General features: G+C 43.8%; 17 protein-coding genes and 1 pseudogene. 5 read left to right on the top strand and 13 right to left on the bottom strand.

Translation table 11 applies throughout. The features are described 5' to 3' along the window. Window positions 1-165 precede the first annotated feature (165 nt). On the top strand, window positions 166-1,083 hold the full coding sequence (locus tag OSC7112_RS26295) for a fructosamine kinase family protein (RefSeq protein ID WP_015178737.1): 918 nt from the start codon (window positions 166-168) through the stop codon (window positions 1,081-1,083). 80 nt (window positions 1,084-1,163) lie between these two features. Here the strand turns inward: OSC7112_RS26295 and OSC7112_RS26290 are convergent, their stop codons facing one another. From OSC7112_RS26290 to OSC7112_RS26255, 7 genes and pseudogenes are all read right to left on the bottom strand, one after another. Continuing rightward, a complete protein-coding gene (locus OSC7112_RS26290; protein WP_015178736.1) occupies window positions 1,164-2,864 on the bottom strand; it encodes an ABC-F family ATP-binding cassette domain-containing protein in 1,701 nt (566 codons plus the stop codon). A gap of 300 nt (window positions 2,865-3,164) precedes the next feature. Further along, window positions 3,165-4,099 (bottom strand): annotated as a pseudogene (gene hemB / locus OSC7112_RS26285) (porphobilinogen synthase). A gap of 230 nt (window positions 4,100-4,329) precedes the next feature. Then, window positions 4,330-4,683: a phosphoribosyl-AMP cyclohydrolase gene (gene hisI, locus OSC7112_RS26280; RefSeq protein WP_015178735.1), complete on the bottom strand. Its 354-nt coding sequence runs from the start codon at window positions 4,681-4,683 to the stop codon at window positions 4,330-4,332. 188 nt (window positions 4,684-4,871) lie between these two features. Beyond that, a complete protein-coding gene (gene folE / locus OSC7112_RS26270) occupies window positions 4,872-5,522 on the bottom strand; it encodes a GTP cyclohydrolase I FolE (protein WP_015178734.1) in 651 nt (216 codons plus the stop codon). Window positions 5,523-5,929: 407 nt separating this feature from the next. Further along, entirely contained in the window at window positions 5,930-7,006 is a 1,077-nt protein-coding gene (locus OSC7112_RS26265) for a CobW family GTP-binding protein (RefSeq protein WP_015178733.1), read from the bottom strand. 50 nt (window positions 7,007-7,056) lie between these two features. Next, a complete protein-coding gene (locus tag OSC7112_RS26260) occupies window positions 7,057-8,169 on the bottom strand; it encodes an IS630 family transposase (RefSeq protein WP_015176282.1) in 1,113 nt (370 codons plus the stop codon). A gap of 274 nt (window positions 8,170-8,443) precedes the next feature. Next, window positions 8,444-8,632, bottom strand: a complete 189-nt coding sequence (locus OSC7112_RS26255) for a helix-turn-helix domain-containing protein (RefSeq protein WP_223300693.1) — start codon at window positions 8,630-8,632, stop codon at window positions 8,444-8,446. 260 nt (window positions 8,633-8,892) lie between these two features. On the opposite strand from OSC7112_RS26255, the gene OSC7112_RS41965 reads away from it, so the two are divergent. From OSC7112_RS41965 to OSC7112_RS26250, 3 genes are all read left to right on the top strand, one after another. After that, a complete protein-coding gene (locus OSC7112_RS41965) occupies window positions 8,893-9,027 on the top strand; it encodes a hypothetical protein (RefSeq protein WP_263053558.1) in 135 nt (44 codons plus the stop codon). A gap of 141 nt (window positions 9,028-9,168) precedes the next feature. Beyond that, on the top strand, window positions 9,169-9,561 hold the full coding sequence (locus OSC7112_RS42220) for a helix-turn-helix domain-containing protein (protein WP_317623921.1): 393 nt from the start codon (window positions 9,169-9,171) through the stop codon (window positions 9,559-9,561). Next, entirely contained in the window at window positions 9,522-10,310 is a 789-nt protein-coding gene (locus OSC7112_RS26250) for an RNA-guided endonuclease InsQ/TnpB family protein (protein ID WP_317623920.1), read from the top strand. Before OSC7112_RS42220 ends, OSC7112_RS26250 begins: the two co-directional genes overlap by 40 nt. Before the next feature lie 147 nt (window positions 10,311-10,457). Here the strand turns inward: OSC7112_RS26250 and OSC7112_RS42475 are convergent, their stop codons facing one another. Then, the gene (locus tag OSC7112_RS42475) at window positions 10,458-10,559 is read right to left on the bottom strand and encodes a helix-turn-helix domain-containing protein (protein ID WP_339374334.1); all 102 of its coding nucleotides are present in this window, start codon (window positions 10,557-10,559) and stop codon (window positions 10,458-10,460) included. A 106-nt stretch (window positions 10,560-10,665) separates the two neighbouring features. Then, a complete protein-coding gene (locus tag OSC7112_RS26240; RefSeq protein ID WP_015178731.1) occupies window positions 10,666-11,031 on the bottom strand; it encodes a helix-turn-helix domain-containing protein in 366 nt (121 codons plus the stop codon). A gap of 227 nt (window positions 11,032-11,258) precedes the next feature. On the opposite strand from OSC7112_RS26240, the gene OSC7112_RS34770 reads away from it, so the two are divergent. After that, window positions 11,259-11,696 carry a hypothetical protein gene (locus OSC7112_RS34770; protein ID WP_015178730.1) on the top strand — a complete coding sequence of 146 codons (438 nt, stop codon included), beginning with the start codon at window positions 11,259-11,261 and terminating at the stop codon, window positions 11,694-11,696. A gap of 33 nt (window positions 11,697-11,729) precedes the next feature. On the opposite strand, the gene OSC7112_RS26230 is transcribed toward OSC7112_RS34770, so the two are convergent. From OSC7112_RS26230 to rpmE, 4 genes are all read right to left on the bottom strand, one after another. Then, window positions 11,730-12,218 carry a hypothetical protein gene (locus tag OSC7112_RS26230; protein WP_015178729.1) on the bottom strand — a complete coding sequence of 163 codons (489 nt, stop codon included), beginning with the start codon at window positions 12,216-12,218 and terminating at the stop codon, window positions 11,730-11,732. A gap of 45 nt (window positions 12,219-12,263) precedes the next feature. Beyond that, complete coding sequence (locus tag OSC7112_RS41280; protein WP_223300692.1) at window positions 12,264-13,934, bottom strand: type II toxin-antitoxin system HicA family toxin; 1,671 nt, start codon at window positions 13,932-13,934, stop codon at window positions 12,264-12,266. A gap of 293 nt (window positions 13,935-14,227) precedes the next feature. Beyond that, the gene (gene prfA / locus OSC7112_RS26220; protein WP_015178727.1) at window positions 14,228-15,322 is read right to left on the bottom strand and encodes a peptide chain release factor 1; all 1,095 of its coding nucleotides are present in this window, start codon (window positions 15,320-15,322) and stop codon (window positions 14,228-14,230) included. 347 nt (window positions 15,323-15,669) lie between these two features. Continuing rightward, window positions 15,670-15,978: a 50S ribosomal protein L31 gene (gene rpmE, locus OSC7112_RS26215; protein WP_015178726.1), complete on the bottom strand. Its 309-nt coding sequence runs from the start codon at window positions 15,976-15,978 to the stop codon at window positions 15,670-15,672. Window positions 15,979-16,103: the final 125 nt, after the last annotated feature.

Genomic DNA, 16,103 nt, shown 5'->3' with positions numbered 1-16,103 from the left:
CGCTCGTGATGCCAGCGTGACCGAGATTATTGAGTATTTTTACTCACTATTGTTTCGGATGATTCACTTTACCCCCTCAATCCGCGTATGTGCCAGTTGTGGGTGCGGAAGAATGTGGGTTAAACTAATTCCGATCGCTCTCAACGCTCAAGACGATTTGATTCAATGTGGGATAAAATTGCCGCACGCATTAGCGAAGTAACGGGAAACAAATTTTCGATCGACAATCGCCGTTCCGTCAGCGGTGGCTGCATTAATCAAGGCTATTCTATCAGCAGCAGTTCCCGCACTTACTTCGCGAAAATTAATCAAGCTTGCCAAATTGCGATGTTTGAAGCCGAGGCTTTAGGTTTGCAGCAAATACGGGCAACCCAGACGATTCGAGTACCGCAACCGATTTGCTGGGGAACTGAGGGGAATTCAGCTTATATTGTGTTGGAATGGTTGGATTTGGGAGGACGCGGGGGCGATAAAGTTTGGGAAGAAATGGGTCGGAAACTCGCCGAAATGCACAAATATACCCCCCCCAGCCCCCCCTTGCTAAGGGGGGAAGAAGAGGCTAATTCTACTTTGCTTAGGGGAGTTTTTGGGTGGGATAGGAATAATACGATCGGCTCAACGGTGCAAATGAATACTTGGACGGCAAATTGGGCAGAATTTTGGACCGAACATCGGATTGGTTATCAGTTAAAATTGGCTAAGCGTCGGGGCGGCCATTTTCCGCAAGCGGAACGTTTATTAGATGTGATTCCTGAATTTTTAGCAGGTTACGAACCGCAACCCTCGCTAGTTCACGGGGATTTGTGGGGGGGAAATGCGGGGGTGACATCTGCGGGGGAACCGGTCATTTTTGACCCGGCAACTTATTTTGGAGATAGAGAAGTTGATATCGCGATGACGGAGTTATTTGGCGGGTTTGCGCCGCAGTTTTATCGAGGATACAATCAGGTTTGGCCGTTAGATGGAGGCTACGATCGGCGCAAAACTTTATATAATCTATATCACATTTTGAATCATTTTAATTTGTTTGGTGGGAGTTATGAGTCGCAGGCGAATCAGATGATTAATAGAATCTGCGGTTAGAAATAGGGATTTGTTTATTTCTAACCGCAGATGAATGCAGATCGACGCAGATGTAAGATTTATCTGCGATCCTTGCAGCTTTATTTTTGCTTAGCTGTTGCTTTTTTCTTCGCTTCTTTTTCTGCTTTTTTAGCCGCTTTTTCAGCTTCCAGTTTTGCGATTTTTGCTAGCTCTTTTTCCTCAGCAATTTTATCGAGATAGTAGTGGTAATCTCCCAAATAAGGGCGAAATTCTCCATCCCGAATCTCGACAATTTTGTTAGCTACTTGGGAGATGAAATAGCGATCGTGTGAAACGATAATTACGGTACCGTCATAATTCTGAATCGCCTCTTCCATCATCTCTTTGGCCGGAATGTCGAGGTGATTTGTCGGTTCGTCCAAAATCAGCAAATTCACGGGAGTCAACAGCATTTTTGCCAAAGCTAGGCGGGCTTTTTCGCCGCCGCTTAAAGCGCCAACCTGTTTGAATACTGTTTCGCCCGTAAATAAGAAACGGCCCAACAAAGTCCGAACTTCTTCATTTTTCCAGTCGGGAACTTCGTCGTGAATCGTTTGCATCACGGTTTTATTCAAATCTAATGCCTCTGCCTGATTCTGTTCAAAGTAACCGGGGATGACGTTGTGGCCTCCCAATTTGACCGTACCTTCAGTCGGCTTTTCCAAGCCCATAATCATCCGCAGCAGGGTTGATTTGCCCGCGCCGTTGGGGCCGAGAAAGGCAATGCGATCGCCCCTTTCAATTAACAAGTCGGCTCCCAAAAATAGGATTTTTTCGCCGTAGGTGTGTACCAAATCTTCAATTATTGCTACTTCGCGACCGCTGCGGGGTGCGGGGGGAAAGCGGAAATGCAAAGTTTTTAATCCGCCGGTGGGCGCTTCGATACGTTCGATTTTATCTAACTGTTTCTCGCGGCTTTTGGCTTGGGTGCTGCGAGTGGCGCTGGCGCGGAATTTTTCTACGAATGCTTGCTGTTTTTCGAGTTCTTTTTGCTGGCTTTCGTAGGCGCTGAGTTGGGCTTCTCTGGCTTCTGCTTTTTGCAGCAGGTAGGAGGAGTAGTTGCCGAGGTAGGTGGTGGAAACGCCGCGTTCTGTTTCGACGATTTGGGTGCAGAGCCGATCGAGAAATTCCCGGTCATGGGATACGATTACCATCGGGGTTGTCAGCCCTTTGAGGTATACTTCGAGCCATTCGATCGTTTCTAAGTCGAGGTGGTTGGTAGGTTCGTCTAGCAGCAGGATGTCGGGTTTTTGCAGGAGAATTTTGCCCAAACTCATCCGCATTTGCCAGCCGCCGCTGAAGGCGCTGACTAATCGATCGCCATCTTCGGGTTCAAATCCGATTTCGGGCAGAATTTTCTCGATTTGGGCTTCTAAACCGTAGCCGTTTAAGCCTTCAAATTGCCGTTGCAGCCGATCCATTTTGTGGATCAGTTCGTCGAGATTTTCTGGGTTGGAGGCTTCCAAGTCTCGATGCACTTGCATCAGGGATTCGTGGACTTCGTTGGCTTCGCTGAAGGCGCGCCAAAATTCTTCTCTGACGGTGCGAGTCGGATCTACTTCAAATTCTTGGGAGAGGTAGGCGATGTGGAGGCTGGCGGGGCGAATGACTTCGCCTGCGGTGGGTTCGATTTCGCCGGCGATGATTTTGAGTTGGGTGGATTTGCCGGCACCGTTAACGCCTACTAAGCCGATGCGATCGCCCGGTTTGACTTCCCAGGTGACATCTTTGAGTACGACGCCTGTGGGGTAAATTTTACTGATGTGTTCGAGTCGCAGCATTGTTGTGGGGACTGGGGAAGGGGAGGTTTAGCGGCGGATGGGATGCCGGCGCTGAGGTCGTGTTAATCTTAACAAATTTTAAAGATTTTTAGCGTATTGCTAGATTTTGATTTGGTGGAAGTTACACGTGGGGCCCCAGAAACCGGGTTTTTTTACGAAAAGACGCATTCGTACTAGAAGATTAGCTAAAAAACCCGGTTTCTAGCCTCGACGTGGGTTTGGGACTATTTTGTTTGGTGTGGTGGGGCGATCGTCTTCTGCAAGCTTCGCTAACGCACTGTTTCTGTGTGGCGGGTTTGACTACAAATATTTCAACATCAAAGCAACTTCCTTCGCAAAATAAGTCAAAATCAAATCGGCACCAGCCCGTTTGATACTCGTCAAAGTCTCCAAAATAATCCGCTTTTCATCAATCCAACCCAACTGTGCAGCAGCTTTTACCATTGCGTATTCGCCACTAACATTATAAGCAGCTACGGGCAAATTAGTTGCTTCGCGCACTTGGCAGATAATATCGAGATAAGCCAAAGCAGGTTTTACCATCACAATATCTGCTCTGCACCTTCTGCGATATCCAAAGCAACTTCTTTCAGTGCTTCTCGTGCATTAGCCGCATCCATTTGATAAGTCTTTTTGTCTCCAAACTTTGGGGCAGAATCGAGGGCATCTCGAAACGGGCCATAATAGGCAGAGGCATATTTTGCTGAATAAGCCAGAATTGCGGTATCGATGTATCCTGCGGCATCTAAGGCTTTGCGAATTGTGCCGATTCTGCCGTCCATCATGTCGGAAGGTGCTACCATATCTGCACCAGCAGCGGCTTGAGAAACAGCCATTTTTACTAATACTTCAACAGTTGGATCGTTGAGGATTTTACCGCTTTCGTCAACTAAACCGTCGTGTCCGTGTGAAGTGAAAGGATCGAGGGCTACGTCGGTAATTACAATTATTTCGGGAATGTTTTGTTTGATAGCTTTGACTGTTTGTTGCACCAATCCTTCTGGGTTGTAGCTTTCGGTTCCGGTGTCATCTTTTTTTGTTTCTGAGATTACTGGGAAAAGGGCGATCGCACCTATCCCCAAATTCCAACATTCGGCTATTTCTGTTAGCAATAAATCCAGCGAATAGCGATAACAACCGGGCATGGAAGCAATCTCAACTTTTTGCCTTTCTCCTTCCATCACAAACATCGGATAGATGAGGTCGTCAACTGTCAGGTGATTTTCCCGTACCATACGGCGCAAAGCTGGTGTGCGTCGCAGGCGGCGGGGACGGATGGTTGTGAGGGAGGGATTTCGATCGTTTGGAGTGGGAACGGCGGACTCGACGTTGTTTGCGGATGACATAGGAACTAAAAGCAATAATGATAATCATTATTATTGTATCATTAGACCTCTCCCATATTTATTGTGGAACAGGCATCCTGCCTGTTCAAGACTTGGTTTTCTGGAGAGGTTTATTGCAGTCAATTTGCGCGCAGCGGTAGCGCCACGGAATTGAAAAAACAACTCCTCACGCCTGTGTGACAAGCTATTGCACCAATCTGTTCTATTTTGAGCAGAATAGTATCGGCGTCGCAATCGTAAAATATTTGTTTGACTTTTTGGATGTGCCCGGATGTCGCGCCTTTGTGCCAAAATTCAGAGCGCGATCGGCTCCAATAGTGTGCTTCTCCTGTAGCTAGAGTCTGCTTAATTGACTCTTTGTTCATCCACGCCATCATTAAAATGGTACCATCTCGATCGTCTTGGGCGATCGCCGGAATCAAACCTCGATCGTTAAATTTTAAAGCTTCTATCCACAAATATTTTTGATCCATATTCAGTTTACAGGAGTTGTATTTCCTCAAGTAATATTTTTTACCGCAGAGGGCACAGAGGGCGCAGAGGGAGGAAATGAACAGAAAAGAGAGACAACAGGATGGAAATCAAATTATGCCTCTCTTTTCTTTTCTCAGCGCGGCCGGATGAAAGTTGGTATATCAGCGAATATTATTCGCCGATGATTCTAGTGAAAGCTTGATTTGTGCGCGATTAAACTCATAAATTCTTGACGAGTTCTGGCATCTTCAGTAAACACTCCCCGCATCGCTGAAGTCGCAGTCCAAGAACCTGGTTTTTGCACTCCCCGCATTACCATACACATATGAGTTGCTTCAATTACAACTGCTACACCTTGAGGTTTTAGCAATCCTTGAAGTGCATCCGCAATTTGTGCAGTTAAGCGTTCTTGTACTTGCAATCTGCGGCCGTACATTTCACAAATTCGAGCAATTTTTGACAGTCCAATTACTTTGCCGTTGGGGATGTACGCAACGTGTGCTTTGCCAATAATTGGCAGGATGTGATGTTCGCAGGAACTGAAAATATCAATGTCCCGCACTAACACCATTTCGTTAGCATTTTCTGTGAATACTGCTCCGTTGAGCAATTCGTCGAGAGATTGACGATAACCTTCAGTTATAAACTGCAAGGCTTTGACAACTCGTTTCGGTGTATCTCGTAACCCTTCACGGTCTGGGTCTTCTCCCAATCCTAGCAGCAATGTACGCACTGCTTGTCTCATTTCTTCATCTGAGACAGCGGGCTGAGATTGGGTAGTAATCGATGACACTATACCATTTGGAGAAGTCAGTTCTGGACGAGTAGATAAAGTCATGCTTGCAGTTTGTGAAAATGTTTAACAGTGGCTATGGACTTTTATTTGCCCTTTGACTATAACAAAAATTACAAAATAAAACATTAAAATAGTTGATTGTTTCTTAATAGTTTAATAGCTAAAAAATATGAAATCAACCGTTGGTAGTTACACGGTTTTTGCTGTCAAAACGTGCAACTACTAACGGCGTAATTACAGCATATTCCAAGTTCATAAAGTACAGTAGCACCTATATTGTCAGTTAATTTCTAGGGTACGTCGCTTGCTGGATCTGGGAGATAAATAGCTTTTTTACGGTTGGCGACGCACCTTAGTTTCCATAAGATTGTGTGTACCACATATACAGGGAAAATGCTGTAAATCTAAAATATCTTAGCTATGGATGTGATACTGAGATTGATGCAAGCTTAAATTAAGCAACTGTTAAGTTGTTCTCGAATTTGAGCGGTATCTAAGTTGCGACCGATGACTACGAGTTGATTCTTAGGTGGAGTCAACCATTCGTAAGCATTTAGTTCATAGCGCGCGCCACTAAGTTGAAAAATGTGTCTCATCGGACTGTCTTCAAACCAGAGAATCCCTTTTGCCCGAAATACATCTAAGGGCATTTCTTGGGTGAGAAATTCTTGGAATTTGTGGAGATCAAAAGGTCGATCGCTCTGAAATGATAGCGAAATAAATCCGTCATTATCTAAGTGATTGGAGTGATGTCCGTGATGGTGGTGTTCGTGATGATCTTCGTGTTCGTGATGATGCTCGTGATGGTTATGCTCGTGATGGTGTTCGTGTTCGTGATGCTCGTGTTTTGCCTCGGTTTCAAAATTATCGAAAAGATCGGCTTGGGTTAAACCTACACCCAAAATCAAGGGTAAAGGAACTTCACCATATTCAGAGTGTAAAATTCTCGCTCCTTCTTTCACAGTGCGAATGTAAGCTTCTAATTCTTCTACTTTTTCTGAAGGAGCTAAATCAGTTTTGTTCATCAGCACAATATCTGCAAATGCTACTTGTTTTAACGCTGCTTCACTATCAAAATGATCGGTGGTGAATGTTTCGCTATCGACTACAGTTAGGACAGAATCTAGACTGGTTAAATCCCGCAATTCCGTGCCGATAAATGTCAATATAATCGGCAGTGGATCGGCAACTCCCGTGGTTTCAATCACCATGCAGTCGATGCGGTCTTCCCGTTCTAACACTCGGTATACTGCATCAACTAAGCCTTCGTTGATGGTACAACAAATACAGCCGTTGCTCAGCTCTACCATATCATCTTCGGTAGAAATTAAAAGCTGTGAATCGATGTTAATATCGCCAAATTCGTTAACTAAAACTGCTACTTTTAAATCTTGACGATTTTTGAGGATTTGATTGAGTAAAGTCGTTTTTCCGCTGCCGAGAAAGCCGGTAATTATAGTGACTGGCATTCCTCTCTTGGGAAAATCGGAAATTAAATCTGGGGTTTGTACAGTGAGATTAGTCATTGTCCCTCATTGATTAATTGTAGAGGCCCTGCTGTTAAGCTGTTGCACATTTAAACTGTGATACAAGCATTGCCCTTATTTTTGATTTTGCGATTCCATTTAATTATTAATTGCCCTTCATTTAAGAGGCGGTGCAATAAATACTCTAGCTCTTCAATAGATGTAAAAAGTCGATTGGCAATATATTCTTTTGCCGAATGCCATACTAATTCAATTAAGTTATAGTCTGGGCTGTATTCGGGGAGGAATTCTAAATGAAGATTAGGCATTTCTGTTTCAATTATTTGCAGGTACTCTTCTTTCTTATGAAAACTAGCATTATCCAGAACAATCACTATTTTCGCTCCTTTTTTAGCAAATTCTGAGGCTTGATGACCTGCTGATACCCATTCATTAATTAGCTCTTCATAAAATAGTTTTAGCACTTGATAAAAATTATATGAATTGCCTTTTTTGAGGAATTCTACCCACCTTTTTTTATCCGAATTCCTCACTCCTCCCATTACATTAACTCTGCCTTTTCTTCGGTCTCCTCTGACCTTTTTTCGGCTTCCTTTTTTACACCAGTTCTTTCTTCGGGTGACTCTTAAACTAAATCCACTCTCGTCCCAAAACCATACCTGTAATCGTTCTGGGGATTCTTTTTCTGTTTTTAAATATTCGGCTATCTTTATTTTAAACGCTGTTCTTTTTTCGGGATTTCTCTTTGATTCCAAACTATACTTTGCCCAGATGTAAACATACTTTTTTTGCTTTAATATCCTCCGAACTTGTCCTCCACTTAATTTTATCCCTGTGGATTCCTCTAAGTATGTTGCTAATCTCTGCGCTGTCCATCGTCCAAAATCATATCCTAGTTCTTGAGGGTCTTTCTCTATAGTTTCTAATAATATCTCTATATATTGATCGGTGGCTTTTTTGTGATTTCCCTTCATCCTTTCATCTATTAGACTTTCTAGATTGTCGGGGTCTCCCTTCATACACCAATAAGATACTTTATTTATTGAACAACCCAAAAATTCAGCGATTTTAGATTGTGTTTTTCCGTCATTTAGCAATAATAAAATCAGAATCCTTTCTCTAATATTGGCTTTTTCTTCCTCTTTTAAGGCTTTCTGTAGTTGATCTATTTGTTTGGAATTGAGATGGTTTTTGGCTGGCATTTTTGTAGATATTGACTAAACTTAATTTTTATTATACCCTATTTAAAGGTACAACAGCTTAGTTCAGAAAGCTGCTAAGTATCCCAAAGCTCTTGTGGATAGCACTTCCTAGCCAAAATTTAGGTGCGCTCGCCTGTATCGCACTAGATTGAGTATGATAATCATTATCATGATATCTCAGATGTGCTTTAAGCACAAGCCCTAGAATTATTGCTCAGCTAGCTGATGACTCACAAACACTTCACTGTCATCCCTTTTCCAGATAAATCCCATGTTACAAACGGGAAGTTAAAACAATGTATTGAGGGCGAGTGCGATCGATAATTCCCTCTTCCTCCAACCGACACATCAGCCGCGTCACCGTAATCCGCGTAATTCCCATCGCCTCAGAAATCTCCTGGTGAGTCAATCTCAGATCGATCGAGATTCCTTGTGCCACCTCGCGACCAAATTTTTTTGCCAACAAAACTCATAGTTGCAACAGTCGATCGCGTAGAAATAAATTCCAATTCGGGAGTCAAGAAGGTTGAAACCTTTATGGGCGGGCAGGATCCCCACCCCACCAGAAACCGGGTTTTTTACCTAATATGTCGGTGACAAGGCGTCTTGTGGTAAAAAATCCGGTTTCTTTGTCGGAGTGCGTCAGTCGATAAGGGCGATCGCACTCCGTAACAAAGTAGATTTGGCATTGACAAATTACTCGATTTGTGATATGCACGAGTGGTGGAAATTTTTAAGGGCGATCGGGATCTACTTCTGCAAAACGGGCGATCGCGATCGATCCTAACTCATTCCCCAGCAGCCTCAGCCGACGCAGCGAATCTATCAGCTACAGCTTTGCCAATTAGCGCCACCTGACTCAGAGGCAAAAACTGAATTTTTTTGACCAAGAAATGGGGATACAAGCCCCGTCTTTCAAGACGGCATTAATTCTCTTTGAAGTCTCTTAATTTTGTTGGTAAAGCCTAGTATAATAAAGCAAGTAAGTAACGGAAAATAATGAAAGCAAGGTATCAATACAGAATTTATCCGACTCATCAGCAACAGCAGAGTTTAGCTCAGTTGTTTGGATGCTGTCGAGTAGTCTGGAATGATGCCCTAGCGCTCTGCAAACAGTTTGAGAAAAAGCCAAGCTCTGCTGAACTTCAGAAAATAGTAATAACCCAAGCCAAAAAGACCGAAGAAAGAGCTTGGTTAAGTGAAGTTTCTAATATCCCCTTACAGCAGTCTCTAGCTGATTTGGAAACAGCTTTCCAGAACTTTTTCAACTCCTGTAAGGGAAAGCGGAAAGGTCGTAAAGTTCAGTATCCTAAATTAAAAAAAGAACAAATAGGCAATCAGCGCGATTTAGGATGGGAGGGTTTTCCTTCAAAAATGGGGGTGTCTATTTAGCTAAAATTGGTATTGTCAATCCAGTATGGTCGAGAAATCTACCTTCAGAACCTAGCTCTGTCACAGTAATCAAAGATTGTGCAAACCGTTATTTTTTAAGTTTTGTTGTAGAGGTTCAACCAATTCAAGTCGAAGCTAAAAACCCAAGTATCGGAATTGACTTGGGAATCAAAACCTTTGCAGTAATGAGTAACAGCGAAAAAGCCGAAAGTCCTAGCTACAAAAAGTTAGACCGGAAAGTTCGCAAACTCCAACGCAAGTTAGCCCGCCAGCCCAAAGATTCCAAAAGGAGAAATATAACTCGAATCAAGCTCGCCACACTACACAATCGTATTACGGACACCCGTAAAGATTTCCTGCATAAATTATCAACCAAAATCGTCAACGAAAACCAAGTGATTATTCTGGAAGATTTGAACGTGTCAGGAATGCTGAAGAATCGGAAACTCTCAAGGGCGATTAGCCAACAAGGATGGAGAGAATTTAGAACTCTCTGTGAATCCAAATCCGAAAAATTTGGCAGAGAGTTTCAAGTAATTAGTAGGTGGGAACCTACTAGCCAAGTCTGTGCGGACTGTGGCTTTAAGTGGGGAAAAATTGATTTGTCTATTCGTTCAGTGGTTTGCATGAGTTGTGGTACTGAGCAAGACAGAGATGAGAATGCGGCTAAAATTATAGAGAAAGTCGGGATGGGGAATCGCCACGACTCTAAACGGGCGCAGAGGGTTTGTCAGGCTAGCAACGGTTAGCAGAACTCTATGAAGCGTCAAGAATCACCGCACCTTCAGGTCGGTGAGTATTTCAAAATATCGTTAATTTCTGGGGCTTGCGAGACTGGATTGCCATCCAAAAAGTTGAGAAACTCTTCCAGCGAATAACCAGCTCTCGCAGCAATTTTAGCCAAGTTTTCCGTTTCCTGGAACAGTATCGCCCCTTTCCCACAATTGCACAGCAGTCGCAGAAACCCCCAAAAGCTTGCCAAACGCTCGTTGGCTCATATAGCCACGGGCAGTTTTGATGATTTCACTAAGTTTTTGTCTATTTTGGATGTTCACGCCTTAGAAGCTACTCGATCGTACCTACAAGTAAACAGGCCTACCTACATCAACCATACTTCCCTGAAGCCACAGCAGCATCAGCCAGTCGCTCCATACCAGCTCGAACAATCACTGCTAAGTCACTCAGTGGCATACATTGGATTTTCTTGAGCAGATCGTTAGTATCTACGGGTTCACGCATAGGCTTGCCTTCGAGATGAGCAAGCAGCTCTTCAAGTGTAAACCCGGCCCTCACTGAAATCTGAGCCAAATTTTCTGTATCTGGGATGCTCTGACCTTTTTCCCACAACTGAACAGCCGTCGCCGAGACCCCCAAAAGCTTGCCAAATGCCCGCTGACTCATGGAACCGCGAGCTAGTTTGACAATTTCGATCAATTTTTTCTTAGCTTCTGCGTTCACAACTGCCGTCATTACTTAAATCACACATAACTCAGTTTACTTCCCAACTCCAGAATTTTCCACTTGCAATTCATAATTACACTTGACAGACGCGCTGATGGCAAGTAAACTAATAATTACAACCTAACTTTAAATGCACCGAAGGGTGGCTAAATAAATGGTTCTGAGCTAGGAACACAATCTAAGCGGACAGCCCGATCGAACTTAGAAACCAGAGACAGACATCAGGGGAAGCAAAAATGACCAAAAGACGCAGCCAAAACACGCACAACTCACGCAACACCCGTCAAAGCCTCACAGCCTCCGGTTGGCTCAAACCCCAGCGCTGGCAAATCTCCAAAAAAGAGGCAGCCGAAGCCCTGAGAATGCCGGTCAACCGCATAGTCAAAGTCTACCCCAAACAACATCAAGTAATAGTCGTTTACCTGAACAAGAAAGGACAAAAATGCAGTTCCTTTTTCAGCTACAGACTATTTGCCAGATGGGAACAAGAGGCGATCGCAGCAATTGCCAGTTGTCAAAACCAGCAAATCCTAGCACCCCTAGAAGTCATTGTACAATACGACCTCAAACATTTCAAATATCCAGTGGCGATCGCCAATGCAATTTGGGAAGCCCTGCTCAACCACATCCGCCACCTCAACAGAGAACAAAGGCTCAGCCTAGCTTGCGCCTAGTCCCCCATTAACCCCCACCTATGTCGATCGTGGTTAATGCTTGGGAAAATCGATTCCTGAGATGGATATTCCTTGCATCTTCTCTACATATCGTCCTTGAGCCGCTACACACTCTGCCATTTTTTGAGCCTGTATAGGTTGACTCCTGGGATCTGGTGAGGTGCCTCTATACTCCCATACACCACCACGACCACTATTTATTACTTTTCCATTTTTTTCTAAGATTAACTCTTCTCCGGTAGCATCAATATAGAATTTCCCCTTTTGAAAAGACACGCTGCTAATTGTGATATCTTCCACTCCCTTGTAAGGATTTGCAGGGCCCTTGACAATCTTAATACAGATTCTATTGTTTTTATGTGCAATTTCTCTCCGGGAATTATTGAACATGGTTCCTTGAGAGTAGTAAGTTCCTGTGGGTAGAATTGTAGAATCTTGTTGATTACTTTGAGCAGATGACAAGGATGAAATTGATAGAATAAGAGAACTAGCAATTAGTGTTTCGAGTACCCTAAATTTCATTTATAATTAAACTCCATTAAAATTGTTTTTTCCGATTCAACACGATCACAGATTATCTAAAAAATCCTCTGGGGTAACATTTGCTTGGCGAAGAATTCCAGCTAGTGTCCCAGAATCTAATTCATCATGGAGTGGCACAGTACAACTATCTATTTGCTTTACAACCCGAACCCGTTCGAGAACAACGTGACTGCCATTTTGCCTATCTCTCCTGAATCCCAAACGCTCTAAAGACCCCATAGCTTCTCTACCTGAAATGCTTGGCAATTGAGACCAAGGTATAGCTGAATGGGAATTTTGCGACTGATTTTGAAGCCGAACGTTTAGAGATTCAATAGTATTTTCTAATGTTTGAGTCTGATATTTGGCTGCACAGAGATCGCTTTCTAACTGCCTCTTTCGATCTTCTAAGAACTGAGTTTTGCTTTTAGATGAATATAATTTGCTGTTTAACTGAACTTTTTCTTTTTCTAACCTATCAATTTCTTCCACATAAAATTTTTCCCAATCTCTTGACTGTTCCTTAGTCCGATCTAATTCTGTCCTAGCTCCTTCTAGAGCAGCATTGAGTTCATTATTAATATCTAGAGCAGCCTTGAGTTCATTAATATTAGGTATTGTTTCTAACTGTTGCTCTAGCTGACGGGATTGCTGTTGTATTAAATCTCGATCGCGCTTCAAATCAACTATTGTCTGATAGAGCGCTTCACTCCGCTGCTTTGCTTCAGATTCTCGCTGAGACGTTTCTTGCCACTCTTGCCATAGTAATTGCAAGTCGTCTTCTAAAGTTTGAGCAGTTTCTTGCTGTTGCTGTTCTTTAAGAGCCAGTTCGCTTTCATAAGATGCAATTTCATTTTCCAGTTCTCCCTTATTTTGCTCCTGTTCTTGCCGATAAGATTCCAGTTCAGCAAGACCTCTCTCTCGCTGGTCAATTAATTTGATAGTTTGCTGGTTTTTCTCTTCTAATTGCAGCTTAATCAGTTGAATTTCCCGCTGTAATTGTTCCCCTTGTTGCTGTGCAAGGTGCTGCTCATTCCGTTTGGCAGATAAAACTACCTCAATAATTATCCACGCGCTCAAACCACTAACGAAAAATAAAGCGAATGTCGATGTGTAAAGAGTCCGGGAACCTGTTCTTTTAAAGGGATTTTTAATCCAATTATTATAATCTTCAATAAATGTCGGCGGTACTCCCCGGACATAGTATACACGACCGATTATTTCTCCTGAGTTAACTTTACCAGTAGGGATGGGTTTACTATCATCAGGTTTAGCATATTGTCGCTCTGTTTGCAGCGGAGGTGGATTTTGTAGTAAGTCGTATGGATGGTTTGATAAAGTTGCTAATGAAATTTCCTTTGTCCACTTCTGAGAAGATTTTGATTGATAAAGAATTTGCTCGGATAGGCAATCTTTGGTAGATATTTGGCAATCAGTAACAATCAGCCCAAATAATCCATAGTTGCTGTCTAAAGTACGCTGCAATTCTCCTATGTTTCCTTGTAATAAGGTATAGGATAGTTTTACTGGCAGAGTATGAGATAACATATTGAAATCAACTGTTTGCACGCGAAAGATTGTGCCATGCCAATAGTTGTTATAATGTTCCCAGTTTCTCAAAGTCCCCAGACCAAAAGCAAAGGTCGCAAGCAGGGTAAATCGCCCCAAACTCTTAATCAGCGTAGTCGGGTTGATCCGGGGAAGTTTTTGCTTCATAATATGCTTCATAAGGTCAACAGCCAAATGAATCTGAGTGAGAATATATCTAATATAACTTCAGCTACATATTATTTGCGCGTTGGCAACAAGAGGCGATCGCAGCCATAAAAACCCGCCGCAACCAGCAAACCTTACAACCACTAGAAGAAGTTGTACAGTACGACCTCGAACATTTCAAATATCCCGTCCAAAGCGCCGATGGAATTTGGGAAGCCCTGCTCAAGCATATCTCCCGCGTAACAAGGGAACTGAGGCTGAGCAAACAATGCGCCTAGCCCCCCATCACTCCATCAATTAGTAGAAGCAGCCAACTCAGCCAAACGTTCCTGCTGATCCTGAGAAATGCAAGTTTGAATAATCCCCTCAATATCCCCTTCCAAAACACTATTGAGCGAGAAATTTTCCCCCAAACGGTGGTCGGTAGCCCGATTGTCCTTATAGTTGTAGGTGCGAATCTTCTCCGATCGCGAACCAGTACCAACCTGAGCCAAACGCCGCGACTTCACCTCATCCTGCTGCTCCCGCAACTTCATCTCGTAGAGCTTAGCCCGCAAAATCTGCATCGCCCGCTCCTTATTCTGCAACTGACTGCGCTCCTCAGTACAGAAAATCCGAATTCCCGTCGGCTTGTGAAACAAATCCGCAGCAGTTTCCACCTTGTTCACGTTTTGACCGCCAGCGCCGCCCGATCGAGCCGTGCTCATCTCAATATCCTTCGGATCGATGTGAATCTCCACATCATCAACCTCCGGCATCACAGCCACCGTCGCCGTCGAAGTATGCACCCGGCCGCCAGCCTCAGTCACAGGCACCCGCTGCACCCGGTGTACTCCAGCCTCAAACTTCAGCTTGCTGTAAACGCTGTCGCCTGTAATTTCCAGAATCACCTCTTTAAACCCGCCCATTTCCGCCAGCGACTCGCTCACCAACTTCACCTGCCAGCCTTGAGTTTGAGCGTAACGGGTATACAGCCGCAGCAAATCTCCCGCCCAAATACTAGCCTCATCTCCGCCAGTACCCGCCCGAATTTCCAGCATAATATTCTTGTCATCGTTCGGGTCGCGGGGGAGCAGCAAAACCTTCAAACGACTTTCCAAATTCTCCAGCTTCGACTCAAGTTCGTCAACTTCCAGCGCAGCCATTTCTTGCATATCTCGATCGCCCGCGGCTTCCTTGAGAACCTGTCGCGCGCCCACCAAATCTTCCTGAGTCGTTTTCCACAGAGCAAAAGTATCGACCACTTCCTCCAAGGACGATCGAGCTTTCGCTACCCGTTGAAACTCTTGATTGTCCCTAGCCACATCCGGGTCAGCCATGCGGCGAGTCAACTCATTAAAAGTTTGCTCTACCGACTTCAATTTATCCAGCAAATAAGATTCGGCCATTGTCAGTTGTCCTTTGTCAATCGATTTTAGATTTTAGATTTTAGATTTTAGATTTTAGATTTGAAGAACAGTTGGGATAGAATCTCGATCGAACTTTACTCGCTCGAACTCTACTGCCAGCCGTAGCAAGTCTTCAATCTAAACTCTCCAATCCGAGGGCGGATCGATTTTAGATTTTAGATCTTAGAACTGAAGAACACTTAGGATAGAATGTCGATCGAACTCTACGCGATCGAACTCTACTGCCAGCCGCAGCCAGTCTTCCATCTAAAATCTAAAATCCGAGGGCGGTAAGTTGCCAGTAGAAAGAACTACTCTCAACAAACTGCGGACAAATGACAATCCGGCTACTTCTTCTTTTTGCCTTTACCAGCAGCCTTAGAAGCATCTGCTTTCGGCTCTTCCATTTTCAGCGGTCCAGAGGAAGCATCTGCCTTCGGCATTTCTACCTCGCTCATGCCGTATTTCCGCATAAAGCGCTCCACACGACCTTCAGTATCAATAATCTTCTGAGTGCCAGTATAAAAAGGATGATTTCCCGACCAGACATCTACTTGAAGCTTTGGTCTAGTTGAACCCACAGTCATCACAAGTTCCCCGTTGCAATAAACCTGAGCTTCGGGATACCACTCAGGGTGAATGCCATCTTTTGCCATTGTTTTTTACTCTCTAATTTTTGACTTTACAACCATTTTAGCTGCCGCAGGACTTGTACACCAACAACAGCACGAATTTTGTCTTATATCTGTTGGAACCAGGAATCAGGAATCGGAAATAAACT

Source organism: Oscillatoria nigro-viridis PCC 7112 (genome assembly GCF_000317475.1).
Lineage (GTDB): Bacteria > Cyanobacteriota > Cyanobacteriia > Cyanobacteriales > Microcoleaceae > Microcoleus > Microcoleus nigroviridis.
Note: the sequence above shows the minus strand (reverse complement) of the source record. Positions and strands in the feature narration are given on the sequence as shown.

Coding starts and splice junctions, on each gene's coding strand:
- OSC7112_RS26295 (WP_015178737.1), top strand. CDS start 166: ATGTGGGATAAAATTGCCGCACGCATTAGCGAAGTAACGGGAAACAAA.
- OSC7112_RS26290 (WP_015178736.1), bottom strand. CDS start 2,864: ATGCTGCGACTCGAACACATCAGTAAAATTTACCCCACAGGCGTCGTA.
- hisI (WP_015178735.1), bottom strand. CDS start 4,683: ATGGATCAAAAATATTTGTGGATAGAAGCTTTAAAATTTAACGATCGA.
- folE (WP_015178734.1), bottom strand. CDS start 5,522: ATGACTTTATCTACTCGTCCAGAACTGACTTCTCCAAATGGTATAGTG.
- OSC7112_RS26265 (WP_015178733.1), bottom strand. CDS start 7,006: ATGACTAATCTCACTGTACAAACCCCAGATTTAATTTCCGATTTTCCC.
- OSC7112_RS26260 (WP_015176282.1), bottom strand. CDS start 8,169: ATGCCAGCCAAAAACCATCTCAATTCCAAACAAATAGATCAACTACAG.
- OSC7112_RS42220 (WP_317623921.1), top strand. CDS start 9,169: ATGAAAGCAAGGTATCAATACAGAATTTATCCGACTCATCAGCAACAG.
- OSC7112_RS26250 (WP_317623920.1), top strand. CDS start 9,522: ATGGGAGGGTTTTCCTTCAAAAATGGGGGTGTCTATTTAGCTAAAATT.
- OSC7112_RS42475 (WP_339374334.1), bottom strand. CDS start 10,559: ATGAGCCAACGAGCGTTTGGCAAGCTTTTGGGGGTTTCTGCGACTGCT.
- OSC7112_RS26240 (WP_015178731.1), bottom strand. CDS start 11,031: ATGACGGCAGTTGTGAACGCAGAAGCTAAGAAAAAATTGATCGAAATT.
- OSC7112_RS34770 (WP_015178730.1), top strand. CDS start 11,259: ATGACCAAAAGACGCAGCCAAAACACGCACAACTCACGCAACACCCGT.
- OSC7112_RS26230 (WP_015178729.1), bottom strand. CDS start 12,218: ATGAAATTTAGGGTACTCGAAACACTAATTGCTAGTTCTCTTATTCTA.
- OSC7112_RS41280 (WP_223300692.1), bottom strand. CDS start 13,934: ATGAAGCAAAAACTTCCCCGGATCAACCCGACTACGCTGATTAAGAGT.
- prfA (WP_015178727.1), bottom strand. CDS start 15,322: ATGGCCGAATCTTATTTGCTGGATAAATTGAAGTCGGTAGAGCAAACT.
- rpmE (WP_015178726.1), bottom strand. CDS start 15,978: ATGGCAAAAGATGGCATTCACCCTGAGTGGTATCCCGAAGCTCAGGTT.